The 24,338-nt window shown below is 72.7% G+C and carries 20 protein-coding genes and 1 pseudogene; 7 read left to right on the forward strand and 14 right to left on the reverse strand.

Going from position 1 to position 24,338, the window contains the following annotated elements; translation table 11 throughout:
* Positions 1-29: 29 nt before the first annotated feature.
* From cimA to ureA, 7 genes are all read right to left on the reverse strand, one after another.
* Positions 30-1,649 (reverse strand): citramalate synthase, encoded by a 1,620-nt coding sequence (cimA, locus tag ACH4DX_RS31030; RefSeq protein WP_398123212.1) that lies wholly within the window; start codon positions 1,647-1,649, stop codon positions 30-32.
* A gap of 365 nt (positions 1,650-2,014) precedes the next feature.
* Positions 2,015-3,220 (reverse strand): hypothetical protein, encoded by a 1,206-nt coding sequence (locus ACH4DX_RS31035; RefSeq protein ID WP_398157548.1) that lies wholly within the window; start codon positions 3,218-3,220, stop codon positions 2,015-2,017.
* Positions 3,217-4,296, reverse strand: coding sequence for a TolB family protein (locus ACH4DX_RS31040; RefSeq protein ID WP_398157549.1), 1,080 nt, complete (start codon positions 4,294-4,296; stop codon positions 3,217-3,219). Before ACH4DX_RS31040 ends, ACH4DX_RS31035 begins: the two co-directional genes overlap by 4 nt.
* Positions 4,297-4,472: 176 nt before the next feature.
* Positions 4,473-5,081 (reverse strand): TetR/AcrR family transcriptional regulator, encoded by a 609-nt coding sequence (locus ACH4DX_RS31045; RefSeq protein WP_398157550.1) that lies wholly within the window; start codon positions 5,079-5,081, stop codon positions 4,473-4,475.
* Positions 5,082-5,095: 14 nt separating this feature from the next.
* Complete coding sequence (locus tag ACH4DX_RS31050) at positions 5,096-6,115, reverse strand: agmatine/peptidylarginine deiminase (RefSeq protein ID WP_398157551.1); 1,020 nt, start codon at positions 6,113-6,115, stop codon at positions 5,096-5,098.
* 112 nt (positions 6,116-6,227) lie between these two features.
* Complete coding sequence (locus tag ACH4DX_RS31055) at positions 6,228-7,910, reverse strand: urease subunit alpha (RefSeq protein ID WP_398123207.1); 1,683 nt, start codon at positions 7,908-7,910, stop codon at positions 6,228-6,230.
* Positions 7,910-8,689: an urease subunit gamma gene (gene ureA / locus ACH4DX_RS31060; RefSeq protein WP_398157552.1), complete on the reverse strand. Its 780-nt coding sequence runs from the start codon at positions 8,687-8,689 to the stop codon at positions 7,910-7,912. Before ureA ends, ACH4DX_RS31055 begins: the two co-directional genes overlap by 1 nt.
* Before the next feature lie 241 nt (positions 8,690-8,930).
* Between ureA and ACH4DX_RS31065 the strand changes: the two genes are divergently transcribed.
* Positions 8,931-10,439 (forward strand): cytosine permease, encoded by a 1,509-nt coding sequence (locus ACH4DX_RS31065; RefSeq protein WP_398157553.1) that lies wholly within the window; start codon positions 8,931-8,933, stop codon positions 10,437-10,439.
* A 220-nt stretch (positions 10,440-10,659) separates the two neighbouring features.
* A pseudogene (locus tag ACH4DX_RS31070) lies at positions 10,660-11,496 on the forward strand (chitinase); the annotation flags it as partial.
* Positions 11,497-11,599: 103 nt separating this feature from the next.
* On the opposite strand, the gene ACH4DX_RS31075 reads toward ACH4DX_RS31070, so the two are convergent.
* Positions 11,600-12,529, reverse strand: a complete 930-nt coding sequence (locus ACH4DX_RS31075) for a zinc-binding dehydrogenase (protein WP_398157554.1) — start codon at positions 12,527-12,529, stop codon at positions 11,600-11,602.
* A gap of 98 nt (positions 12,530-12,627) precedes the next feature.
* On the opposite strand from ACH4DX_RS31075, the gene ACH4DX_RS31080 reads away from it, so the two are divergent.
* Positions 12,628-13,296, forward strand: coding sequence for a TetR/AcrR family transcriptional regulator (locus ACH4DX_RS31080; RefSeq protein ID WP_398157555.1), 669 nt, complete (start codon positions 12,628-12,630; stop codon positions 13,294-13,296).
* A gap of 107 nt (positions 13,297-13,403) precedes the next feature.
* Here the strand turns inward: ACH4DX_RS31080 and ACH4DX_RS31085 are convergent, their stop codons facing one another.
* Together ACH4DX_RS31085 and ACH4DX_RS31090 are read right to left on the reverse strand one after the other, a co-directional pair.
* On the reverse strand, positions 13,404-14,492 hold the full coding sequence (locus ACH4DX_RS31085; protein ID WP_398123202.1) for a branched-chain amino acid aminotransferase: 1,089 nt from the start codon (positions 14,490-14,492) through the stop codon (positions 13,404-13,406).
* 245 nt (positions 14,493-14,737) lie between these two features.
* The gene (locus ACH4DX_RS31090; protein WP_398123201.1) at positions 14,738-15,778 is read right to left on the reverse strand and encodes a 3-isopropylmalate dehydrogenase; all 1,041 of its coding nucleotides are present in this window, start codon (positions 15,776-15,778) and stop codon (positions 14,738-14,740) included.
* A gap of 142 nt (positions 15,779-15,920) precedes the next feature.
* On the opposite strand from ACH4DX_RS31090, the gene ACH4DX_RS31095 reads away from it, so the two are divergent.
* On the forward strand, positions 15,921-17,525 hold the full coding sequence (locus tag ACH4DX_RS31095) for a purple acid phosphatase family protein (RefSeq protein WP_398157556.1): 1,605 nt from the start codon (positions 15,921-15,923) through the stop codon (positions 17,523-17,525).
* Between the two features lie 25 nt (positions 17,526-17,550).
* On the opposite strand, the gene ACH4DX_RS31100 is transcribed toward ACH4DX_RS31095, so the two are convergent.
* Both ACH4DX_RS31100 and ACH4DX_RS31105 read right to left on the reverse strand, forming a co-directional pair.
* Positions 17,551-17,679: a hypothetical protein gene (locus tag ACH4DX_RS31100; protein WP_398123199.1), complete on the reverse strand. Its 129-nt coding sequence runs from the start codon at positions 17,677-17,679 to the stop codon at positions 17,551-17,553.
* Between the two features lie 277 nt (positions 17,680-17,956).
* Positions 17,957-18,880, reverse strand: coding sequence for a LysR family transcriptional regulator (locus ACH4DX_RS31105; RefSeq protein WP_398157557.1), 924 nt, complete (start codon positions 18,878-18,880; stop codon positions 17,957-17,959).
* 100 nt (positions 18,881-18,980) lie between these two features.
* On the opposite strand from ACH4DX_RS31105, the gene ACH4DX_RS31110 reads away from it, so the two are divergent.
* Positions 18,981-20,021: an NADP-dependent oxidoreductase gene (locus tag ACH4DX_RS31110; protein ID WP_398157558.1), complete on the forward strand. Its 1,041-nt coding sequence runs from the start codon at positions 18,981-18,983 to the stop codon at positions 20,019-20,021.
* A gap of 28 nt (positions 20,022-20,049) precedes the next feature.
* Here ACH4DX_RS31110 and ACH4DX_RS31115 read toward each other — a convergent pair whose 3' ends face one another.
* Entirely contained in the window at positions 20,050-20,619 is a 570-nt protein-coding gene (locus ACH4DX_RS31115) for a GNAT family N-acetyltransferase (protein ID WP_398157559.1), read from the reverse strand.
* Between the two features lie 326 nt (positions 20,620-20,945).
* Between ACH4DX_RS31115 and ACH4DX_RS31120 the strand changes: the two genes are divergently transcribed.
* Positions 20,946-21,572, forward strand: a complete 627-nt coding sequence (locus ACH4DX_RS31120) for a nitroreductase family protein (RefSeq protein ID WP_398123223.1) — start codon at positions 20,946-20,948, stop codon at positions 21,570-21,572.
* Between the two features lie 141 nt (positions 21,573-21,713).
* A complete protein-coding gene (locus ACH4DX_RS31125; RefSeq protein ID WP_398157560.1) occupies positions 21,714-22,715 on the forward strand; it encodes an alpha/beta fold hydrolase in 1,002 nt (333 codons plus the stop codon).
* Here the strand turns inward: ACH4DX_RS31125 and pruA are convergent.
* Positions 22,663-24,294 carry an L-glutamate gamma-semialdehyde dehydrogenase gene (pruA, locus tag ACH4DX_RS31130; protein ID WP_398123194.1) on the reverse strand — a complete coding sequence of 544 codons (1,632 nt, stop codon included), beginning with the start codon at positions 24,292-24,294 and terminating at the stop codon, positions 22,663-22,665. The genes ACH4DX_RS31125 and pruA overlap by 53 nt on opposite strands.
* Positions 24,295-24,338 lie beyond the last annotated feature (44 nt).

Consider the following 24,338-nt stretch of genomic DNA (forward strand, 5'->3'; position numbering starts at 1 on the left):
AGCCGCACATCGATGCGGCCCCGCACCCCTTACGGGGCGGGTTCGACCCCCGCGCGCAACAGACCGTAGGTCACCGCGTCCTCCAGCGCCTGCCAGGAAGCGGCGATGACGTTGTCCGCGACCCCGACCGTGGACCACTCCCCCTCGCCGTCCGCCGTGGAGATCAGCACCCGGGTCGTGGAGGACGTGCCGTGCTTGCCCTCCAGGATGCGGACCTTGTAGTCCACCAGCTCCAGCTTGGCGAGCTGCGGGTAGATCTGCTCCAGGCCCACCCGCAGGGCGCGGTCGAGGGCGTTGACCGGGCCGTTGCCCTCCGCCGTCGCCACGATGCGCTCACCCTTGGCCCACACCTTCACGGTGGCCTCGTTGGCGTGCGTGCCGTCGGGGCGGTCCTCGGTGATGGCACGCCAGGACTCGGTCCTGAAGTACCGCCGCGCTCCCGCGCCGCCCTCGCCCTTGCGCAGTTCCTCGCGCAGCAGCAGCTCGAAGGACGCGTCGGCGGCCTCGTAGCTGTAGCCGCGCAGTTCGCGCTCCTTGACGCGCTCCACGACCCGGCCGACCAGTTCGCGGTCGCCGCCTAGGTCGAGGCCGAGCTCCTTGCCCTTCAGCTCGATGGAGGCGCGGCCCGCCATGTCGGAGACCAGCATCCGGATGCGGTTGCCGACGAGTTCGGGGTCGATGTGCTGGTACAGGTCCGGGTCGACCTTGATGGCGGAGGCGTGCAGGCCCGCCTTGTGGGCGAACGCGGAGACGCCGACGTAGGGCTGGTGCGTGGACGGGGCGAGGTTCACGACCTCGGCGATGGCGTGCGAGACGCGGGTCATGTCCCGCAGGGCGCCCTGCGGCAGGACCCGCTTGTCGTACTTCAGCTCCAGGGCCGCCACGACGGGGAACAGGTTGGCGTTGCCGACGCGCTCGCCGTAGCCGTTGGCCGTGCACTGCACATGGGTGGCGCCCGCGTCGACGGCGGCGAGGGTGTTGGCGACCGCGCAGCCCGTGTCGTCCTGCGCGTGGATGCCGAGCCGGGCCCCGGTGTCGGCGGCGACGGTGGCCACGACGGCCTGGACCTGGGCGGGGAGCATGCCGCCGTTGGTGTCGCACAGCACGACGACGTCGGCGCCGGCCTCCGCGGCGGCGCGCACCACGGCCTTCGCGTAGCCGGGGTTGGCGCGGTAGCCGTCGAAGAAGTGCTCGCAGTCGACGAACACCCGGCGGCCCTGGGAGCGCAGGTAGGAGACGGTGTCGCGGACCATCTCGACGTTCTCGTCGAGGGTGGTGCGCAGGGCCAGCTCGACGTGCCGGTCGTGCGACTTGGCGACCAGCGTGATGACCGGGGCGCCGGACGTGAGCAGCGCGTTGACCTGCGGGTCGTCGGCTGCCTTGGCGTTCGGCCTGCGGGTGGCTCCGAACGCGACGAGCTGCGCGTTCCTGAAGGTGATCTCGGTCGCCGCCCGCGCGAAGAACTCGGTGTCGCGGGGGTTGGCGCCGGGCCAGCCGCCCTCGATGAAGCCCACGCCGAAGTCGTCCAGGTGCCGGGCGATGGTCAGCTTGTCCGCGACGGTCAGGTTGATGCCCTCACGCTGCGCGCCGTCGCGCAGCGTGGTGTCGAACACATGAAAGGAATCGTCCGGCGTGCTGTTTTCCGTCATGCTGTCTGGCTCCTGTGTCGGATCTCGGTGTACCGGGAGGACCGGCTCCACCACCCCCCATGATCCCTCGCGCCCCGTCTCCCGGTCGTGGGTGGACCGGAAAACGAAAAAACCCCTCGCGGTGCGAGAGGTCTGCGCGCGGGTCGAGGACGACGGTGTCCGCCTGTACGTGATGAGTACGAGGCGATCACTGCGGACCGGCGCGCTTGCTGCCAATAATCATGGCGAACACGAGCATGCACGGCAGGGTGCCACAGCCGGGGCCGCCCGCGCCGCCCCGTCTCACGATGCGGGCGGCGCGGCGGACGGGTTCCCGGTCCGTCCCAGCCCGGGACCGGGAACCCGGGGCGCGGGAACCCGTGCGGCTACGGCCGGCCGCGCTTCGCCGTCCACAGGAAGACGTCCGCCACTCCGTTCGTGTCGCCGGGCACGAGGTCGGCGGCCTCCGAACCGAACACGACGGCGCGGCCCCCGGCGGCCACCGCGCCCGGCGCGGCCCGGGCGTCCGCGGGGCCGACACTCTCCCCGCGCCCGGTGCGCAGGTCGAGCAGGCGCAGCCCGGCCGCGTCCGACAGCGCGGCGTACCGTCCGTCGGCGGTGGCCGACCTGGCCCGGCCCTCCGCGACGCGTTCGCTTGTGCCGGTGCGCACGGTGTGGACGTACAGGCCGCCCCGCGCGTTGAACAGGACATGGCGGCCGTCGTCGGTGAGGCGGACCAGCTCGGCGCTGCCCAGGCCGGTGTCGAGCTGGGTGCGGGCGCCGGTGGCGGGCTCCTTGAGGAAGACGTCCCCGCGGTCGTCGGGGCCTTCGCCGTAGCCGCCGATCTGGTACGCGACCCGGCTGCCGTCGTCGGTGACCGAGGCCCCGCCCTTGTCGCCCTCCTCCGGGCCCGAGATCAGCTCGTCGTCGCCGGTGGTCGTGGAACGGACGTACAGGAGGCGGGCGTTCTGATCGCCGTTGCGATTGCCGATGGTGTACGCGACGCGGGTGCCGTCGGGGCTGATCGCGGCCACGGCGCCCAGCTCGTTGCGGCCCGGCGGGTCCTGGGGCCAGAGCCGCGTCACGGTGCCGGTGGCCCCGTCGTACAGGTGGGGCGCGGCGAACCGCTTGGTGGCCGTGAAGGCGACGCGGCTGCCGTCGGCGCTCAGGAGCGGGTTGCCGTAGAGGTGGCCGCTGCCGAGGTCGATGCCGGTCAGGGCGCCCGTGGCCAGGTCCTTGACCTTCAGGCAGTGCAGATACGGTGCGCAGCCGAGGGCGGGCGCCTGGGTCACGAACGCGACGCGCCCGCCGTCGGCACTGATCGAGCCACTGCCGGAGGCGCCGTCCAGCTGGGCACCGTCGGCGGTGGTGCTGACGCGTCGGGTGAGAGGGGCGTGCGCGGCGGCGTGCGCGGCGGTGTTTCGCGCCGTGCCGGTCCGGGGCTCGGCGTGCGCGGTGGCGATGCGCCCCGTGTCCGTCCGGGGCTCGGCGTGTGCGGTGGTGGCCGCGGCGAGCGGTGCGGTGCTCAGGGCGAGACCGAGCAACGCCGTCCACAGGGCCGTCGGGTGCGGTCGCCCGCCGGACCGCGTCATCGCCGTGTCCACTGGAAGACGTCGGTCAGGTCGTTGGTGTCACCGGGCACCACATCGGTCTCCGCCGAGGAGAAGACGACGGTGCGGCCCTCGGCGCCCACCGAGCCGGGGACGGCCGAGCCGGTGCCCACGACGCGTACACGGCCGGTGCGCAGGTCGCGCAGGCGCAGCGTGGAGGCGTCGTCGGAGTGGAGGAGGTGCCCGCCCTCCGGGGCGAGCGCCTTGGCGGTGGTGCCGGGCCAGCGCTTCACCTTGCCGGTGCGCAGATCGCGTACGTAGGCGCCGTCCGCGGAGTTCAGTGCCACGGTGCGGCCGTCGCCGCTGATCTCGACGAGCTCGGAGGCGGTGCCGTCGTCGACGCGTTCGACGCTGCCGGTCCCGCGGTCGCGGACCCAGACCTGTCCGGTGCCCGCGTCCTCGTACGCCACCTGGCGGCCGTCGGCGCTGATCGAGGGGTTCACCATGTCGCGTGCGGCGTCGGGCGGGCCGTCGCTGACGACTTCGCGGGTGTCCGTGGTCCAGTCGTAGACCTCGACGCGGTACGGGTCTGCGGGGTGCTGCGGCCGCAGGACGTAGGCGACGTGGCGGCCGTCGGCGCTGATCACCGCCTCGCCGGAGCCCTCCTTGAAGCCCTTGGCGTCGACCCGGCGCTTCTCCCCCGTGCTCAGGTCCACCACGTAGGAGGCCGTGGTGTGCGAGCCCCAGTCGAGGTACGTGGCGAACCGGCCGTCGTCGCTGATGTCGGGCGCGGTCAGGCTGTCCCGGACCCTGGTGACCCCGCGGGACTCCTGGTCGCGGACGTGCGCGGAGCTCTGCGGCCGCGGGCGGGTGTCGGGCGTGAGGTTGGTGGCCGCGCTGGCGAAGGCGACGTGACCGCCGTTCGCGGTGACCGTCGCCGCGCCGGACGAGCCGTTGGCCTCGGTGCCGTCGGCGGCGACGCTGACGCGCTGCACGCGCTGCACGCGGGGCGCGCGGCGGTCGTCGGGCGGGGCGGCCTGCGCCGCCGGCGGTGACGCGACGGCGGCGAGCGCCGTGGTGAGAGCGGCTGCGGACAGCACGCGTGCGGCTCTGTGCATGGTTCCCCCCGGAATCCCCTGCGCGCCCGGAGGCCGCCGGGCGCGTGTCCCCCGGCCCGGCGCCGAGGGCCCATCGGGATACAAGCGCTTTCCCCCGCGCCCCGCAATCCGCAGGAGTGCGTACAACCTCGACGGGCCCTCACGCGTCCGTGTGCACGGCACCGACCGGTGTTCCGCTAGTCCCGCGGGCGGAGCGACGCGTCCAGGAACTCCCTCGCGTGTACGAGGACTTGGCTCCGTCCGGTGCCGCGGAGACCGATCGCCACATGGATGGAGAAGCCGTCGAGGAGCGCCCGCAGCCGGGTCGCGAACCGGTCGGCGTCGACGGCGGGGAACTCCCCGCGCGAGACGCCCTCGGCGAGCAGCGCCACCAGGTCGCGGTGCCAGGCCCGCTCGATCGCGGCCTGCCGGTCGCGGCCCTCCTCGTCCGCGTTCAGGGACCGGTTCCACACCTCGAGCCAGAGGATCCAGTGCGGGTCGCGGTGGCCCTCGGGGACGTACAGCTCGACGTAGGCGTCCAGGCGGGCGCGGGCCGTGGCGTCCCGGGCGAGCAGGGTGCGCCGCTCGCCGCCGAGGCGGTCCTCGCTCCACTCCAGGGTGCGCAGCAGCAGCTCGTCCTTGGAGCCGAAGTAGTAGAGCAGGTGCCCGCTGCTCATGCCGACCTCGCGGCCGAGCGCGGCCATGGTGAGCTGTTCGAGGCCGCGCTCGGCGATCATCTTCATGGCGGCCGCCATGACGTCCTCACGCGGTGGGGCGTTCCTCCGCGCGCGGGCCCGACCGGCCATCCCGTACTCCTCGATCACACCTTCGGCTGCTGCTGGGTGATGCAGTGGATGCCACCGCCCCCGGCAAAGATCGTACGGGCGTCGACGAGCGTCACGGTCCGGTCGGGGAAGAGGCCGCGGAAGATGCCCGCGGCGATCTCGTCGTGGGGGTCGCCGAAGGCGCACAGGACGACGCCGCCGTTGCAGAGGTAGTGGTTGATGTACGAGTAGTCGACCCAGCCCTCGTCGTCCCTGAGGACGGTGGGCGCGGGCACCTCGACGATCCGCAGGGTGCGTCCGCGCGCGTCCGTCTGCCCCGTCAGGGCCGCGACGACCTCCTTGCCGACCTCGAAGTCGGGGTGCGCGGGGTTTCGCTGGGAGTGCACGAGGACGACGCCGGGCGCGGCGAAGGCGGCGACGATGTCGACGTGGCCGAGGGTGCCGAAGCCGTGGCCCGGGTAGTCGGCGGTGAGGCCGCGCGGCAGCCAGATCGCCTTGGTGGTGCCGAGCCGGGCATGGATCTCCGCCTCGACCTGCTCGCGGGTCCAGCCGGGGTTGCGTTCGGGGCCGAGCTGCACGGTGTCGGTGAGCAGCACGGTGCCCTCGCCGTCGACGTGGATGCCGCCGCCCTCGTTGACGAGCGGTGAGGGGTGCACGGGCACGCCCGCGAGGTCGGCGACGTGCCGGGCGACCTTCGCGTCGTGCTCCCAGCGGGCCCACTCCTGGGCGCCCCAGCCGTTGAACGTCCAGTCGACGGCGGCGAGGCGGTCGCCGTCGCGGACGAAGGTGGGGCCGATGTCCCGCATCCACGCGTCGTCGAGTTCCCGCTCGACCAGTTCCACGTCGGGGCCGAGGAGCGCGCGGGCCGACTCGCTCTGGCCGGTGCCGACGACCATCGTGACGGGCTCGAAGCGGCGCACGGCACGGGCCACGGCCGCCCAGGCGGCCCGCGCCTCGGCGAGCTCCCGCTCGCTGGTGAAGGTCGGGTTGGGGCTCGGCCACGCCATCCAGGTGCGCTCGTGCGGGGCCCACTCGGGGGGCATGCGGAAGGTCATCGCGGGGTCCTCACGGGAAGTAGCGGTCCTCACAGGAAGCAGGGCCCGCACAGGAAGGGTCCTGACAGGAAGGGCCCTGAGAGGAGGGGTCCTGACAGGAAGTGGCAGTCCCTCACAGGAAGTACAGGCGGTTGAGGGAGACGGAGTCGGCGGGCTCGGAGCGGAGCGGGTCGCCGTCGAGGGTGACGAGACCGGTGCGCTGGTCCACGTCGACGGCTCCGGTACGCGAGTTCAGGCGCAGGTCGGCGGGGCCGATGCCGCGCGTGCCGCGCACGGCGACCCGCCTGCGGCGGGTGGGCATCGTGTCGTTGCCCTGGTCGACGGCGGCCCGGGCGACGAAGGCCACGGAGATGTCGGCGGGGGTGGCTCCGTACGCCCCGAACTGCGGGCCGAGGACGAGGGGTTCGCAGGTGTCGGTGGCGGCGTTGGGGTCGCCGACGACCCCGTACGCGGGGAAGCCGGACTTCAGCACCAGTTGCGGCTTCGCGCCGAAGAACTCCGGGCGCCACAGCACGATGTCGGCGAGCTTGCCCACCTCGATGGACCCGATCTCGTGGGCGAGGCCGTGCGCGATGGCGGGGTTGACGGTCAGCTTGGCGACGTAGCGCAGGACGCGGCCGTTGTCGTCGTGCGGGCCGTCGCCGTCGGCGGGGCCCAGTTCGGCCTTCATCTTCCCCGCCATGGCGAAGGTGCGGCGCACGGTCTCGCCGGCGCGGCCCATGCCCTGCGCGTCCGACGAGGTGATGCCGATGGCGCCGAGGTCGTGCAGGACGTCCTCCGCGCCCATGGTCCCGGCGCGGATGCGGTCGCGGGCCATGGCGGCGTCGCCGGGCAGGTCGGTCTTCAGGTCGTGGACGGACACGATCATGCCGTAGTGCTCGGCGACGGCGTCCCTGCCGAAGGGCAGGGTGGGGTTGGTGGAGGAGCCGATGACGTTCGGTACGCCCGCCATCTTCAGGACGTTCGGTACGTGGCCGCCGCCGCAGCCCTCGATGTGGAAGGCGTGGATGGTCCTGCCGTCGAGGACGCGCAGGGTGTCCTCGACCGACAGGCACTCGTTCAGGCCGTCGCTGTGCAGGGCGACCTGGACGTCGTGCTCCTCGGCGACGCGCAGCGCCGTGTCCAGGGCGCGGGTGTGGGCGCCCATGTCCTCGTGCACCTTGAACCCGCAAGCCCCGCCCTCGGCGAGCGCCTCGACCAGGGGTGCCTCGTGCGAGGACGAGCCCCGGCCGAGGAAGCCGATGTTCACGGGCCATGCGTCGAAGGCGCTGAAGGCGTGCCGCAGCGCCCAGGGCGAGTTGACGCCGACGCCCCACACCGGCCCGAACTCCTGGCCGATGACGGTGGTGACGCCGGAGGCGAGGGAGGCCTCCATGATGCGGGGCGACAGGAGGTGCACATGGGTGTCGACGGCTCCGGCGGTCGCGACGAGGCCCTCGCCGGACACGATGGAGGTCCCGGTCCCGACGACCACGTCGACCCCGTCGAGGGTGTCGGGGTTCCCGGCCCGCCCGATGGCGTGGATCCGCCCCTCCCGGATGCCGATGGACACCTTCCTGATGCCCTGCACGGCGTCGATGACCACGACGTTGCTGATGACGACGTCGCAGGTCTCGCGGACCGCGGCGGCCTTGAGGTGCAGCCCGTCGCGGGCGGTCTTGCCGAATCCGGCGAGGAACTCGTCGCCGGGCCGCTGGGCGTCGGACTCGACGCGCACGACGAGCCCGGAGTCACCGAGGACGAGGCGGTCGCCGGCGCGGGGGCCGTGCACGGAGGCGTACTCGTAGGGGTCCATCACTCGCCTTCCTCGGGGGTGCCGGGAGTTTCGGAGGTCCCGTGGGTCCCGGGGCACCCGGGTGCCTCGGTTGTCCGGGCCGCCCCGGGTTGCCGCGGCGCGTCCGCCCCCAGGTACCCGCAGGCCGCAGCCCGCCGCAGGGCCTCGTCCCGGGCTCCCGGCGCGTCCAGGGGGCCGTCCACCAGGCCCGCGAAGCCGATCGCGATCCGGTCGCCGCCGATGGGTACGAGCCCGACGTCGGCTTCGCCCCCGGGGGCGAACCGCACCGACGACCCGGCGGGCACGCACAGCCGCATGCCGTAGGCGGCGCCGCGGTCGAAGTCGAGCCGCGGGTTGGCCTCGAAGAAGTGGAAGTGCGAGGTGACGCTGACGGGCACGGTCGCGGTGTTGCGCACGCTCAGGGTCACGGCGGGGACGGGTTCCCGATCCGGCGGCGCGGGCCGCAGCGCACCCGGCGCGTCCGGGCCGAGCGAGCCCCCGCCCACCGGGTCGGCGACCACGGCGAGCCGCGAACCGTCGTCGAAGACGGCCTCGACATGCACCTCGGTGACCACGTCGGCGACGCCCGGCAGCACGTCGTCGGGGCCGAGCACCGACCGTGCCCGCTCGATCGCCTCGGCGAGCCGGGCCCCGTCCCTGGCGGCCTCGCACACCGTGTCGGCGATCAGCGCGGTCGCCTCGGGGACGTTCAGCCTGAGGCCGCGCGCCCTGCGGGCCCTGGCCAGCTCGGCCGCGCCGAAGAGCAGCAGCCGGTCGCGCTCCGTGAGGGTCAGTCGCACGCCGCGACACCTCGCATCGTGGGTCGGAAGTCACCGTCCGCGACCCCGAAAGGCCACGGTTTAGAGCAGCACTCTAGACGCATATCCCGGCGTACGAAAGCATTGACGCGAGGGGAACTCCTCGGCCACATTGAACGCCACTCAAACTCCTAGTCCGACAAACGGTCGGACATCCGGTCCGACCTTGGTCCGACCCCGGTCCGACACCCGGTCCGTTTCGAGCGAGCGTCAGGGGCGCCCCATGCCGATAGAACAGCGCGGAGTCGACACCGTCCCCGAGGAGGAACGCACCAGCGGACCGCGGGACGTGGTCTCGATCCTGCTCGGCTCCAACCTCTGCCTCGGGGTGATCGTCTTCGGCTGGCTGCCGGTCTCCTTCGGCCTCGGCTTCTGGCAGTCGGTGACCGCGGTGGTGGCGGGCACCCTGCTCGGCACGGCGCTGACCGCGCCGCTCGCCCTGGTCTCGCTGCGCACGGCGACGAACCTGTCGACCTCGTCGGGCGCCCAGTTCGGCGTGCGCGGGCGACTCGTCGGCTCGGTCGTCGGACTGCTCCTCTCCCTCGGCTACACCGCGCTGACCCTGTGGATCGGCGGTGACGTCCTGGTCGGGGCGCTGCACCGGCTGACAGGGCTGCCGGCCGGCGGTTTCTCCTACGGCCTTGCCTACGCCCTGCTCGCGGCGGCGACGGTGGCCGGGGCGGTGTACGGCTACCGGGTGCTGCTGCGGCTCTCGCGGCTGCTCGCCGTGGGCATGACCGTGCTGCTGGCCCTCGGTGTGGCCGCGTACGCGCCGGACTTCTCCACGGCGGCGCTGCCGGGCGCGGGCGGCTACGCGCTCGGCTCGTTCTGGCCGACGTGGCTGCTCGCCCTGGTGGCCGCGGGCCTCTCGGGACCGATCGCCTTCATCACGCTGCTCGGCGACTACACCCGCTACGTCTCGCCGCGGCGGCACTCGCCCCGCGCGGTGCTGCGGGCCACCTGCGTCGGGCTCACGGCGGGGCTGCTCGTGCCGCAGCTGTTCGGTACGTTCACGGCGTACGCGGCGGGCGCGGCGCTCGACTACGCGGAGCCGCTGGTGGCGGCGGCGCCCGGCTGGTACCTGGTGCCGCTGCTGCTGGCCGCGTCCGCCGGGTCCGTCGGCAACGCCGGTCTGATGCTGTACTCCATGGGGCTCGACCTGGACGCGATCGTGCCGCGGGCGTCCCGGGCGCGCGCGACCTGCGTCGTGGCGGTGGTCGCCACCGGGTGCGTCTTCGCCGGGCACTTCGCGTGGGAGGCGCAGGACGCGATGACGTCCTTCGTGCTGCTGCTCACGGCCGTCGGCACGCCCTGGGCCGTGATCACCCTGATCGGGTTCGTGCGGTGCGGGGGCGTCTACGACGCGGAGGCCCTCCAGGTCTTCAACCGGCGTTCCCGGGGCGGGCGCTACTGGTACCGCAAGGGATGGAACCTCTGGGCGACGGGGGCGTGGGCGCTGGGTGCCGGGGTCGGCGTCCTGGCGGTCTCGCTGCCTTCGTACGAGGGGCCGCTGCTGGGGCTCACAGGTGGGGTGGACTGTAGTTTCCTGCTGTCGGGCGTGGTGGGGGGTGCCGCCTACGCGCTGCACCCCGACCCCGGCCCCGCCCCTTCCCGGTCCCGGCGCGCGGCGCCGGAGCCGGCCCATCGGCGTTCCGTGCCTCGTCCGCAGTCGCCGGACGGGCTGGAGGCTCACCGCACCGGCGAAAGTTCCCCGATTGGTCCAGACCGTTGACCTGATTGGTCCATGCCAATACCGTCGAGTCCCGTACAGCGTTCGGCACCACACCCCATCGAAACCTCCACTCGAGGGAGCACCCTTGAGAACCCCCACAGCCAGACGCTTCCCGCTGCGGCTCACGACCGCGCTCATCGCCCTGGTCGTCCCGCTCACCGCCCTCACCGCCCCGGCGCGGGCGGCCGACGCACCCGCGTCGCCCGCGAAGGACCGCGCCCCCGGATTCGCGCAAGGGGCCCCCTACCTCTACCTCGGCTGGGGCAACCCGCCGAGCGCCACCGAGGTCATGCGGGCCTCCGGGATCAAGTGGTTCACGATGGCGTTCGTCCTCGCCCGGAACGGCTGCGAGCCCGCCTGGGACAGCCGGCGCCCCCTCACCGGCGGCGTGGACGAGACCACCATCAAGTCCATCCGTGCCGCGGGCGGCGACATCGTCCCGTCCATCGGAGGCTGGAGCGGCAACAAGCTCGGCCCGAACTGCTCCACCCCGCAGGCACTCGCGGGCGCGTACCAGAAGGTCATCGACGCCTACGACCTCAAGGTGATCGACGTCGACATCGAGAACACCGACGAGTTCGAGAACCCGGCGGTCCAGGACCGCATCCTCGGCGCCCTCAAGATCGTCAAGCAGAACAACCCGGGTCTCAGAACGATCCTCACCTTCCCCACCCTCACCACCGGGCCCAACTCCTGGGGCAACCGCCTCATCGAACGGTCCAAGGCCCTGGACGCGGGCATCGACAACTTCACGATCATGCCGTTCAACTTCGGTGGGCACGCCGACATGTACGGCAACACCGTGAAGTCCGCCGAGGGCCTGAAGAACAAGCTCAAGGCCGTCCACCAGTGGTCCGACGCCGAGGCCTACGCCCATATCGGCATCTCGGGCATGAACGGGAACAGCGACGTGGGCGAGGTGACCACGCCACAGATCTGGACCCAGATCCGCGACTGGTCCAACGCCCACCACATCGGCCGCCTCGCCTTCTGGGCGGTCAACCGCGACCGCCCGTCCTGGCAGTTCACCTCCATCACCGCCGGTTTCACGGGCTGAACCACCGGCTGCTCCGGTAGCTGCTTCGGCGGCTGCTCCAGGGGCCGCTTCGACCGGCCCGGCCCTCCCCCCAGCGGCCCCGCGCGGGGAGGACCGGGCCTCCTCAGTCGACCTCCAGGACGGCCTTGCCCCCGAGGCGCCGCCCGAGCAGCGCCGCCGCCGCGTCCCCCGCGTCGGCCCACGACCCCCGCCACGCCTGACCCGCGTCCAGCCTCCCGGCGGCGACCTCCCCGGCCAGCCACTCCAGGTCACGCCCGAGGTCCGCGCACCCCAGCAGGTAGAAGCTCACCACCGACCGGTCGTGCCGCCCCTGGTCCCCGTACAGCACCCCGTGGGGGAAGTGTTCGTCGTCCCCGCCGGAGTGGCCCACGGAGACGAGGGTCCCGCCGCCGCTCACCTTCTCGTACGCCGCGACGAGCTGCCGTCCGCCCACGAGGTCCACGACCCCGTCGACGGTGCCCTCGACCTCGCCGGGGTCGGAGAGCACCGCGTGCGCCCCGAGGTCGCGCAGCATCCCGCCCCTGCCCGCCGGATCACCGGTGGTGGCGATGACGTACGCCCCGCCGCGCCGGGCCAGCTGCACGGCGTACCGCCCGACCCCGCCCGTCGCCCCCGTGACGAGCACCCGGCGGCCCAGCAGCGGACCCGCCCGGTGCAGGGCCCGCAGCGCGCTCGCCCCGGCGACGGGCACCGTGGCGATGGTCCCGAGGTCGGCGCCCTCGGGCACCGCGCCGAGCAACCGCGTGTCCACCGCCCGCAGTTCGGCCCAGCCGCCGGATGCGCCGAGGGTCACCACCGGGGTGCCCGCGGCGGGGCCCGAGCCGTCGGCGGCGGCCCGCTCGACATACCCGGCGGCGTCCCAGCCGAGCACGGCACCCGCAGCGGAGTTCGGCGCCAGGTGCGCGACCTCGCCGTAGTTGAGGGAGGTGGCGGTGACACGGACCAGCGCCTGGTGGGCGGCGGGTTCGGGGTCGGGGGCCGAGCCGAGACGCAGCCCGCCGGGGGCGGAGGGATCGACGAGGAGGGCGCGCATGACAGGACCTTTCGGCGGACGATGGGTGGCCCCCGCCATAGTGCCACTCAGTGGCAGAAGCCATCAAGGGGCATTGGCTACCGGGATACACTCCTGTCATGGACCCCGCACGCGCCGAAGCCACCCCGCTCCCCCTGCGCGAACGCAAGAAGGTGCGTACTCGGCAGGCACTGGTGGACACCGCGCTCCGGCTGTTCACCGAGCGCGGCTTCGACGGCGTCACCCTCGACGAGCTGTGCGACGCCGTGGAGGTGTCCAAGCGGACCTTCTTCCGCACGTTCTCCAGCAAGGAGGACGTGGCGACGGCGCCGCTGCACGATCTGTGGGGGGTGTTCCTCGACGAGCTGGAGGAGGCCGAGCCGGACGACGGCGTCCCCCTGCCCGAGGTGCTGCGGGACGCCCTGCTCCGCGCGCTCGACGGCATGCCGGGCGAGGAGTGGGCGCACCGCGTGCTGCTCAGCCGTCGGCTCGCCGCGCTGAACCCCTCGATGGACGCGCACGGCCTCGCCTTCTGCGACCGCACCGGGCGTGCGGCCCTCGACATCGTCGTACGCCGCTTCGACCTCGGCGGCGCCCCGCAGGACCCCTCCCGGCTGCACGCGCACCTGGCCGTCGACCTGCTGGTGGCCGCCTGGCACCGCGGCCTGGAGATGTGGACCGGCGGCCCGTCCGCGCCCACGCGGGCCGGTCTCGCCGCCGCGTTCCGCCGCGCCGACGCGGCCGTGTCCGAGAGCCTGGCGCTCACCGTGCACCCGAGACGTTCCTGACACAGCACGGAGGCCGGGCCCGGCAGGCCGTCGCTGCCGGACCCGGCCTCCGTGACCGGTCGATGCGAACCGGCCCGCGTGACCGGTCGCTGGAGGGGATGAGGGCCTCAGCCCAGGCGGTGCATCCATCCGTGCGGGTCCGCCGCCTTGCCCCGCTGGATGTCGAGCAGCGCGTCCCGGAGCCTCATGGTGACCTCGCCGGGGCCGCCGCCGCTCTGCGTCCACTCGCCGCGGGCGGACTTCACCGTGCCGACCGGGGTGATGACGGCGGCGGTGCCGCAGGCGAAGACCTCGGTGAGCGTGCCGTTCTCGGTGTCGGCCTGCCACTGGTCGATGGAGACGCGGCGCTCCTCGGAGACGTAGCCGAGGTCGCGGGCCACGGACAGGAGCGAGTCGCGGGTGATGCCCGCGAGCAGCGAGCCCGTCAGCTCGGGGGTGACGATCTTGTCCTCGTACACGAAGTACAGGTTCATGCCGCCCAGTTCCTCGACCCACTGGTGCTCGACTGCGTCGAGGTAGGCGACCTGGTCGCAGCCCTTCGCGGCGGCCTCCGCCTGGGCGAGCAGGGACGCGGCGTAGTTGCCGCCGGTCTTGGCGTCGCCCATGCCGCCGGGGACGGCGCGCACGCGGTCCTCGGAGAGCCAGATGGAGACGGGCCTGACGCCACCGGGGAAGTAGGCGCCCGCGGGCGAGGCGATGACGGCGAAGAGGTACTCGTTGGCGGGCTTCACGCCGAGCCCGACCTCGGTGGCGATCATGAACGGGCGCAGATAGAGCGATTCCTCGCCACCGTGCGCGGGCACCCAGTCGATGTCCTGCGCGACCAGGGCGTCGCAGGCCTCGATGAAGGTCTCGACGGGCAGCTCCGGCATGGCCATGCGGCGCGCGGACGACTGGAAGCGCAGGGCGTTGGCCTCGGGGCGGAACAGGGCGACCGAGCCGTCGGGCTGGCGGTAGGCCTTCAGGCCCTCGAAGATCTCCTGGGCGTAGTGCAGGACGGTGGTCGCCGGGTCGAGCGAGAACGGGCCGTACGGCACGAGCTGGCCGTCGTGCCAGCCGCGGCCCTCCGTCCACCGGATCGTCACCATGTGGTCGGTGAAGTGGCGGCCGAACCCGGGGCTGGCCAGGATCGCCTCGCGCTCCGCGGCCTTGGCCGGGGTCGAGGAGGGCTTGAGCTCGATCGAGGGCGTCGTCATGGTTGCGTGTCCTTCACCGGTTGTGTGTGACGGACCGCGCTCGCGCCCGCACGCGCGCTCTCACGGCGTACGGGCGTACGCCGCTTCGCGGCCCCACGTCCGATTATCGCTCGTGGGGCGGCTCGATCGGAACGGCGGTGGTCGCGGCCCTGGGTTCGATGGTGACACCCGGGGGCCGCAAACGAGAAGCCGCCGGGTGCTGGTGCGACCCGGCGGCTTGCTGTGACGCGGTGGCAGCCGGCGGATCAGCCCGCTACGCGTACGGTGAGGGCGTCGCCGATCTCGTCGGTGGAGCGGGTGGTGTCCCCGCGGGCGCCGAGGTCGGCGGAGACGGCTTCCTCGACCCGGGTCGCCTCGTCGTCGTAGCCGAGGTGCCGCAGCAAGAGGGCGACGGACAGCACGGTCGCGGTCGGGTCGGCCTTGCCCTGGCCCGCGATGTCGGGTGCCGAGCCGTGCACGGGCTCGAACATCGACGGGAACTCGCGGCTCGGGTTGATGTTGCCGGAGGCGGCGACGCCGATGCCGCCGGAGACGGCCGCGGCGAGGTCGGTGATGATGTCGCCGAAGAGGTTGTCGGTGACGATCACGTCGAAGCGGCCCGGGTCGGTGACGAGGTAGATCGTCGCCGCGTCCACGTGGATGTAGTCCGTGGTGACCTCGGGGAACTCCTTCGCCACCGTGTGGAAGACATCGGTCCACAGGTGGCCGGCGAAGGCCAGCACGTTGTTCTTGTGGACCAGCGTCAGCTTCTTGCGCGGGCGGGCCTGGGCGCGGGCGAAGGCGTCCCTGACGACGCGCTCCACACCGAAGGCCGTGTTCACGGAGACCTCGGTGGCGACCTCGTGCGGCGTGCCCTTGCGGATCGTGCCGCCGTTGCCGGTGTAGGGGCCCTCGGTGCCCTCGCGCACGACGACGAAGTCGATCTCGGGCTGCCCCGCGAGCGGCGTGGCCACGCCCGGCAGGAGCCGCGAGGGACGCAGGTTGACGTGGTGGTCGAAGGCGAAGCGGAGCTTGAGCAGGAAGCCGCGCTCCAGGACGCCGGAGGGGACCGAGGGGTCGCCGATGGCGCCGAGCAGGATCGCGTCGTGCTGCTTGAGGTCCGCGAGGTCGGCGTCGGTGAGGGTCTCACCGGAGGCGTGGTACCTGCGGGCCCCGAAGTCGTACTCCTTGGTCTCCAGCTTCACGTCCTTCGGGAGGACGGCGTTGAGGACCTTGAGCCCCTGGACCACGACTTCCTGGCCGATCCCATCACCGGGGATCACTGCGAGATCGATGCTGCGAGACATGTCGGCACCGTACTCCTCGTCCCATTCCATGACACGCCGCGTCCAGGATGTGGACTCGCGCCGCTGGCCGGTTCTCCTCCCGTCGGCGGGAGTTCACCGCGGCGTGGGGCGGCAGAGGGGCGCCGCTGGGAAGTTACCGGTCATGGACACACCGAACGTGGGCATCCCCGAGCACCTCGCGCGGCGCCTGACCATGCCGGAGCAGCACGAGTACCTGCGCCGGAGGCTGTCACGCCGCAAGGTCCTCGTCTCCTCCGTGGTCACCGCGGGCGTCGCGGGCGGTACGGGTCTCCTCGCGGGCAGCTCGGGCGGCGCCCCGGCCGGGCGTGCCGCCGCCGCGTCCCCGCTCGCCGCGGAGCGCGGGGCGGCGCGGGTCGACGGCGCGATGGTGGCGCCCTTCGGCCGGCACCTCGCCTTCGGCAGCGACCCGCGGACCCAGATGCGCGTCTCCTGGCAGGTGCCGTTCGCGGTGAAGTCCCCGTACATCAGGGTGGGGACCGAGCCCTGGGAGCTGAGCCACAAGATCGAGGCCGAGGTGCGCGACCTGCACACGCCCGCGCTCTCCCGCAAGCTGCCGAAGGTCGAGCAGTACTACCTGCACGCCGCCCTCGACGGTCTGCGGCCCGGCACGACGTACTACTACGGCGTCGGCCACGACGGCTTCGACCCCGCGTCGCCTGAGCGTCTCGCCACCATCGGCTCGTTCCGCACGGCTCCGGCGCGCCCGGAGACCTTCGTCTTCACGGCCTTCGGCGACCAGGGCGTGAGCTATGACGCGCTGGCCAACGACCAGCTGATCCTGGGGCAGAACCCCGCGTTCCACCTGCACGCGGGCGACATCTGCTACGCGGACACCACGGGCCACGGCAAGGAGGGCGACACCTACGACGCGCGGGTGTGGGACCAGTTCCTCGCCCAGACCGAGTCGGTGGCGAAGTCCGTGCCGTGGATGGTGACGACCGGCAACCACGACATGGAGGCGTGGTACTCGCCGAACGGCTACGGCGGTCAGTCCGCGCGCTGGTCGCTGCCCGACAACGGCTTCGACCCGGAGCGGGCGCCCGGTGTGTACTCGTTCCGCTACGGCAACGTCGGTGTCGTCGCCCTGGACGCCAACGACGTCTCGTACGAGATCACCGCCAACAAGGGCTACTCGGACGGCAGGCAGACGGCCTGGCTCGACGAGCGGCTCGGCCGGCTGCGCGCGGACGACGACATCGACTTCGTCGTCGTGTTCTTCCACCACTGCGTGTACTCGACGTCGACGCACGCCTCCGACGGCGGGGTGCGCGACGCGTGGCTGCCGCTGTTCACCAAGCACCAGGTGGACCTGGTGATCAACGGCCACAACCACGTGTACGAGCGGACCGACGCCGTCAAGAACGGCGAGGTCGGCAAGCCCGTGCCGGTCGGCGCGTCCACCGACCCGACGCGCGACGGCATCGTGTACGTCACCGCGGGCGGCGCGGGCAAGGACCTGTACGGCTTCCCGGTCGGGGTCAAGGACAGCTACGAGGGCCACGAGCACGACGAGGGGACGATCCTCACGTTCCACTGGACCAAGCAGCGCCTGCCCGACCCCGACACCGTGGAGTGGTCACGGGTGCGCTACACCGGCTTCTCGTTCCTCGCGGTGGAGGCGAGTGCCGGGGCGAGCCCGAAGCTCACGGTCTCGGCGCTCGCCGAGAGCGGCGAGCGGATCGACCACTTCGAGATAGCGCGCGGGAAGCGGACCGCGGGCGGGTGACGCGGGACGGTGTCGCCGGCGGGGCTCAGTGCCCCGTCTCGCCGCCGTTGTCCCTGCGGTCGAGGGCGCGCTGGAGGGCTGCGGCGGCGTTCTTGCGCTCGGACTCGTTGCCACGGGCGATGTGGCGGACTCGGCGGACGGTCGTCTCGGCCATGGAAAATCGACTCCTTAGATCAGGCTCCGGGAGTGCGGTTCCGCGGGCTCGGGAAGAGGCGCGGAAGCGGCGGGTTACGAGACGCCGGAAGGGGCGGGGAGCAAGGGCCGCAGGGTTCGCCTGCGCTGGTGCCCGGCTCACGACCGCCATTCGCTTGATCGAGCGAGACGTTCGGCTCCTACAACGCTAGGACAGCTTCGGCTTCTTGTCTCTACAAATAGTCGGGCTTCCTACTATCTGAGACGGCGGCGCTCTGCCGACCGGTTCGGCGTTCCGCTTACCCCTGCGCCCGGCGGGCTCGCAGCGCCCGGATCAGCGCCCGTACGGCGAGCGATCCTGCCTGCTCAGGGGTGGTGACATAGCCCACCGAGCGCGTCGGGCGCCCGGGCCCGAGGTCGACCACCGTGACCGTGGGCGGCGCTCCGGTCAGGGAGAGGGCGGGCATGATCGCCATGGCGTGGCCCGCGCTCACCATCGCGAGGACCGCGCCGTCGTCCTCCGTCCGGGTGGTGGCCCGGGGGATCCAGTCCTGCTCCGCCCACCAGTCGCGGGTGTAGGAGGTGCAGTTCTCCGCCCAGTCGACGAGCGGCAGGGTGCGCGGGGCGGGGTGGCCCGCCGGGTGCACGAAGCTGTACGGCTCCTCGACGAGCACGCCGCCGACCAGGCCCGCAGGGACCGGCGACGTGGTGCCGACGGTCGCGATGCCGATGTCCGCGCGTCCGTCGGCGACCTCGCCCGCGGTGCCCCTGCCCAGCTCGCGGACCACGCGGACCTCGGGCTCGATGCCGGGGTGCCGCGCCCGCAGGTCGGCGAGGGTGGGCGGCAGCAGATGCAGGGCGGCGCTGCGGAACGCGGCGATGCGCAGCGGTCCCGTGACGGCGTCCGCGCTCCCGGCCGCGGTGTCGCCCGCGCCCGCCGCGGCGCGGGTCTCGGCGGCGAGGGTCTCCAGGAGCCGGAGCACGCGGCGCGCGTGGGCGGTGGCGCGCTCGCCCGCCGGGGTGGGCACGGCGCCCCTGCGGCCGCGCTCGAAGAGGACGGCGCCCAGCTTCCTCTCCGTGCCCCGCACCGAGTGCGAGACCGCGGACTGGGTCAGGCCGAACTCCCGGGCGGCGCCGGAGAAGCTGCGGGCGTGCTCGACGGCGACGACGATCCGCAGCTCGTGCGGGGCCAGGTCGCGTGGGGCCGGATCGTGCTGGGCCACCGGGCTCCCCCTGGTTCCATGAGGCGCGCTCATGGTTCGGCGCGTTCCATGAACCGAACCCCCTGCCGCGGCCCCGCATTCCCCGCCTACGGTCTGCGCCATGAACGACACCGCCGGGGCCCGTGCCCTCACCGTCCACCAGACCGCCCGCCCCCACGGCTTCCCCACGCCCGAGCACTTCGCGTTCGTGGAGTCCGCGGTGCCGGAGCCCGCGCCGGGCACCGCCCTGGTGGAGAATCTCTACTGGTCCGTCGACCCGTACCACCGCGAGATGATGGACGGCGAGTTCGCGCTGCACGCGCCCCTCGAAGGCCGCACGATCGGCCGTGTCACCGCGTCGCGGACCCCGGACCTCACCGAGGGCGAGATCGTCTTGCACCGGCAGGGCTGGCGCACGCACGCGCTGGTCACCCCGCAGGAGGCGCGCCGCCTGCCGCCGTTCGCGGGGGTGCCGCTGTCGGCGTACCTGAGCATCCTGGGCGGCACGGGCCTGACGGCGTACGTGGGCCTGACCCGGATCGCGCGGCTGCAACCGGGCGAGGACCTGTACGTCTCGGCGGCCGCGGGCGGCGTCGGCACGGCCACCGGGCGCCTCGCACGCGTCACGGGCGCGGGCCGGATCGTCGGCAGCGCGGGCTCCCCCGCCAAGGTGGCCCACCTGAAGGAGCACGTCGGGTACGACGAGGCCTTCGACTACCACGACGGACCCGCCGCCCGGCTGCTCGCGAAGGCCGCACCCGACGGTCTCGACGTGTACGTCGACAACGTGGGCGGCGAGCAGCTGGAGGCGGCGATCTGGTCCCTGCGGGAGTTCGGGCGCATCGTGCGCGTCGGCACCGTCGCGCAGTACAACGCCCCGCAGCCGCTGGCCGCGCCCCGCAACCTCACCGAGATCGTGGAGAAGAGCCTGCGCATGGAGGGCTTCCACGTACGCAACCACCGCGACGTGCAGGAGGAGTTGTACGACTTCGTGGTGCCGCACATCCAGTCGGGCCGCATCGCGCTCGACGAGACGGTCGTGGACGGCTTCGACCGGATCGTGTCGGCGTTCCTCGGGATGCTGCGGGGCGAGAACACGGGGAAGATGATCGTGCGGGCCGCAGGGGCGGACGACGTCCGGGACGCCTCGACCCGCGACTGAAGCACCCCGGACCTGGAAGCCCCCCGGACTAGAACACGTCGCCGTCGCGCCAGTCGATGAGCAGGGGGTGCGCCGGGTCGAGGTCGGCGTTCCACAGCATCGGGGCCTCCTCGTCCGGCATGTGCTCGACGCCCCGCGGACCGAGCGTGCCGACGAGGCCCGGCCAGCTCACCCAGCCGTGCGCGCGGTACAGCTTCTCGCCCTCGTCGGACGGCGAGAGGACACCGAGGTCGTAGCCGCCGCCGACGATCCGCTCCAGGGCGCTCATCACCTGCCCGCCGAGGCCCTGGCGCTGCCGCTCGGGGCGCACGGCGACGTTCTCCACGTAACCGACGCGCAGGGAGCGGCCGTGGTGCAGGACGCGGCGCTGCACGACACTGCCGTGGGCGAGCAGGGTGCCGTCGGCGTCGTACCGGAGCGCGTGCATCCCGCCGAGGCCGTGCGCCCAGTCCTCGTCGCTGAAGTCGCCCTCGAAGGCGAGGTCCATCAGGGCGCGGGCGGCGTCGAGTTCGGCGGCCCGGAGGTCGGCCGTGTGAGCCGTGCGCGGGAAGGCGAGGGGAGCTTCGGGGCCGTCGGAGGGAGTGCGGGGAGCGGTCACGGATCCACCGTACGCAGAGCCCATTTGCGTACGCATCCCGATTATCGCGTACGCACCCCGACGATCCGGTGCCCGATCCTCCTGGGCGGCGGGTTCGCGGCGGGTCTCGCGGCCGGCGTCGCGAACTGGCGCCGCCCGGGCGGGCGTTCGGCGCGCGGACATCGGTACGCACCATGGCGCTCCCGGCCCCGCCGCCCCAGAATCGCAGCATGCCTGATACCGAACAGAGCAAGCCGGAGACCGGACGCCCCGACGCACAGCCCGAAGCGCCCTGGACCCCCATCCACGGGCAGCCCTACCGCTCCGTCCCCTACCGCCCCGCCCGCATGCCGACGAGCGAGTCGCTCGCGCAGGCGGCCGAGCTGAAGTCCCGCATGCGCGAGCGGCGCACGGTGCGCCAGTTCTCCACGGACCCCGTGCCCCCGCAGGTCGTGCGGGACGCCGTCGCCTGCGCGGCCACCGCGCCGTCGGGCGCGCACCAGCAGCCGTGGACGTTCGTCCTGGTGCGGGACCCGCAGGTGCGCCGCCTGATACGGGAGGCGGCCGAGCACGAGGAGCAGATCTCCTACGACGGACGGCTCGGCGAGGAGTGGCTGGCCGCGCTGCGCCCGCTCGGCACGGACGAGGTGAAGCCGCACCTGACGGACGCGCCCGCCCTGATCGTCGTCTTCCAGCAGCGGTACTGGCTCGGCGACGACGGCACCAAGCACAAGCACTACTACGTGGACGAGTCCGTCGGCATCGCCGTCGGCATGCTGCTGTCCGCGCTGCACCTGTCGGGCCTCGCCGCCCTGGTGCACACGCCGAGCCCCATGCGGTTCCTGTCCGAGGTGCTCGGCCGCCCGGAGAACGAGAAGGCGTTCGCCGTGATCCCCGTCGGCTATCCGGCCCCCGACTGCGAGGTCCCCGACCTCGTACGCAAGTCCCTGGACCAGGTCCTGGTGGAGGTCTGACGGCGATGTGCGCCCGGCGGGCACGGCCGGGAGCCGCCACACCCGGGAGGTTTAACCGGTAAACGACACTTGACTGGTTAGGTGCGGGCATGCTCGAATCATCTCATCGCCAACCGCCTAAGTTGACTTGAGGGGTTAGACATGAGCACCCAGGTCCATTACCGGTCCGTCGGGGTCCGCGGTCACGAGGTCTTCTACCGGGAGGCGGGCCCCCCCGACGCCCCCGCCCTGCTGCTCCTGCACGGCTTCCCGACCAGCTCGCACATGTTCCGCGACCTGATCCCGCGCCTCTCCCACCGCTACCGCGTGCTCGCCCCCGACCACCTCGGCTTCGGCCGCTCGTCGGCGCCCGCGGCCGACGCCTTCCCGTACACGTTCGCCGAACTCGCCGCCGTCACCGCCGAGTTCACCGAGGCGGTCGGCCTCGACCGGTTCGCGCTGTACGTCCAGGACTACGGCGCCCCGATCGGCCTGCGGCTGGCGCTCGCCCACCCCGAGCGCGTCACGGCGATCGTCACGCAGAACGGCAACGCGTACGAGGAAGGACTCGGCAAGGAGGCCTGGGCGCCGGTGTTCGCCTACACGGCCGAGCCGAGCGAGGAGACCGCGGCGCCCGTGCACGCGATCCGCTCCCCCGAGGGCATCCAGTGGCAGTACACGCACGGCGTCCCTGACCAGAGCCTGCTCAGCCCGGACGCCTGGGAGCACGACGTGGCCCTGATGGCCCGCGAGGGCCAGGGCGCGATCCAGTTCGCCCTGATCACCGACTACGGCAGCAACATCGCGCTGTACCCGGACTTCCACGCGTACTTCCGGGAGCGGCAGGTGCCGCTGCTCGCGGTGTGGGGCGGCCACGACGAGATCTTCGTCCCGGCCGGGGCGCTCGCCTTCCAGCGCGACCTGCCGCAGGCGGAGATCCACCTGCTGCCGACGGGCCACTTCGCCCTGGAGACGCACGCCGAGCAGATCGCGGGCCTGATGGACGACTTCCTCGTACGGGAAGTGGCCCAGGCGCAAACGACGCCGCCCCCGGCCGGGGTGGGGCCCAGGCCGGGGGCGGGGTTCAGGGGGCAGGCGCCCCGCGGGGGCGTCAGCCCATGTGCGGGTAGCCGTACTCGGTCGGCGGGACCAGCGTCTCCTTGATGGCGCGGGTCAGGGTCCAGCGCTGGAGGTTCTGCGGGGCGCCGGCCTTGTCGTTGGTGCCGGAGGCGCGGCCGCCGCCGAAGGGCTGCTGGCCGACGACGGCGCCGGTCGACTTGTCGTTGATGTAGAAGTTGCCCGCGGCGTAGCGGAGCTTCTCCATCGTGTACGCGGCCGCCGCGCGGTCGCCCGCGATGACCGATCCGGTGAGCGCGTAGTCGGAGGCCGACTCCATCTGGGTCAGCATCTCGTCGTACTTCTCGTCGTCGTAGACGTGGACCGCGAGGAACGGGCCGAAGTACTCGGTCGAGAAGACCTCGTTGGCCGGGTCGGTGCACTCGACGACGGTCGGGCGCACGAAGTAGCCGACGGAGTCGTCGTAGGTGCCGCCCGCGACGACGGTGCAGGTCTCGTCGGCCTTGGCGCGGTCGATGGCCGCCTTGTTCTTGGCGAAGGCACGCTCGTCGATGACGGCGCCGATGAAGTTCGACAGATCGGTGACGTCACCCATCTTGATGCCGTCGACCTCGGCCGCGAACTCCTCCTTGAAGCCGTCGTTCCAGATGGAGGCCGGGATGTACGCGCGCGAGGTCGCGGAGCACTTCTGGCCCTGGAACTCGAAGGAGCCGCGGGTCAGCGCGGTCTTCAGGATCGCGCGGTCGGCGCTCGGGTGCGCGACGACGAAGTCCTTGCCGCCCGTCTCGCCGACGAGGCGCGGGTAGGTGCGGTACTTGGCGATGTTCTCGCCGACCGTCTTCCACAGGTGCTGGAAGGTCGGGGTCGAACCGGTGAAGTGGATGCCGGCCAGGTCGCGGTGGTGCAGGGCGACCTTGGAGACCTCGATGCCGTCGCCGGTGACGAGGTTGATGACGCCCTTGGGCAGGCCCGCCTCCTCCAGGAGCTGCATGAGCAGGACGGCGGCGTGCGTCTGCGTCGGGGACGGCTTCCACACGACGACGTTGCCCATCAGGGCCGGGGCGGTCGGCAGGTTGCCCGCGATGGCCGTGAAGTTGAACGGCGTGATCGCGTAGACGAAGCCCTCGAGCGGGCGGTGGTCCAGACGGTTCCACACCCCGGTGGAGTTCGCCGGGGGCTGCTCGGCGAGCAGGTCACGGGCGTACTTCACATTGAAGCGCCAGAAGTCGACGAGCTCGCACGGGGTGTCGATCTCGGCCTGCTGGGCGGTCTTGGACTGGCCCAGCATGGTCGAGGCGGCCAGCGTCTCGCGCCACGTGGTGGACAGCAGCTCGGCGGCGCGCAGGATGATCGCGGCGCGGTCGTCGAAGGACATCGCACGCCAGGCGGGGGCGGCCGCGAGGGCGGCGTCCACGGCGTCCTGGGCGTCCTGCTGGGTGGCGTGGCGGCCGGTGCCGATGACGGCCTTGTGGTTGTGCGGCTGCACGACCTGGAAGGGCTCGCCGCCGCCGAGGCGCTTCACGCCGCCGATCGTCATCGGCAGCTCGATCGGGTTCTCGGACAGCTCCTTGAGCTTGGTCTCGAGACGGGCGCGCTCCGGGGAGCCCGGGGCGTAGCCGTGGACCGGCTCGTTGACCGGGGCGGGGACCTGGGTCACAGCGTCCATGAGTTCCGTAACTCCTTTGTGCGGGGAAAATCTGGCGGCCGGGC

The sequence above is a fragment of the Streptomyces sp. NPDC017940 genome, assembly GCF_044328435.1.
Lineage (GTDB): Bacteria > Actinomycetota > Actinomycetes > Streptomycetales > Streptomycetaceae > Streptomyces.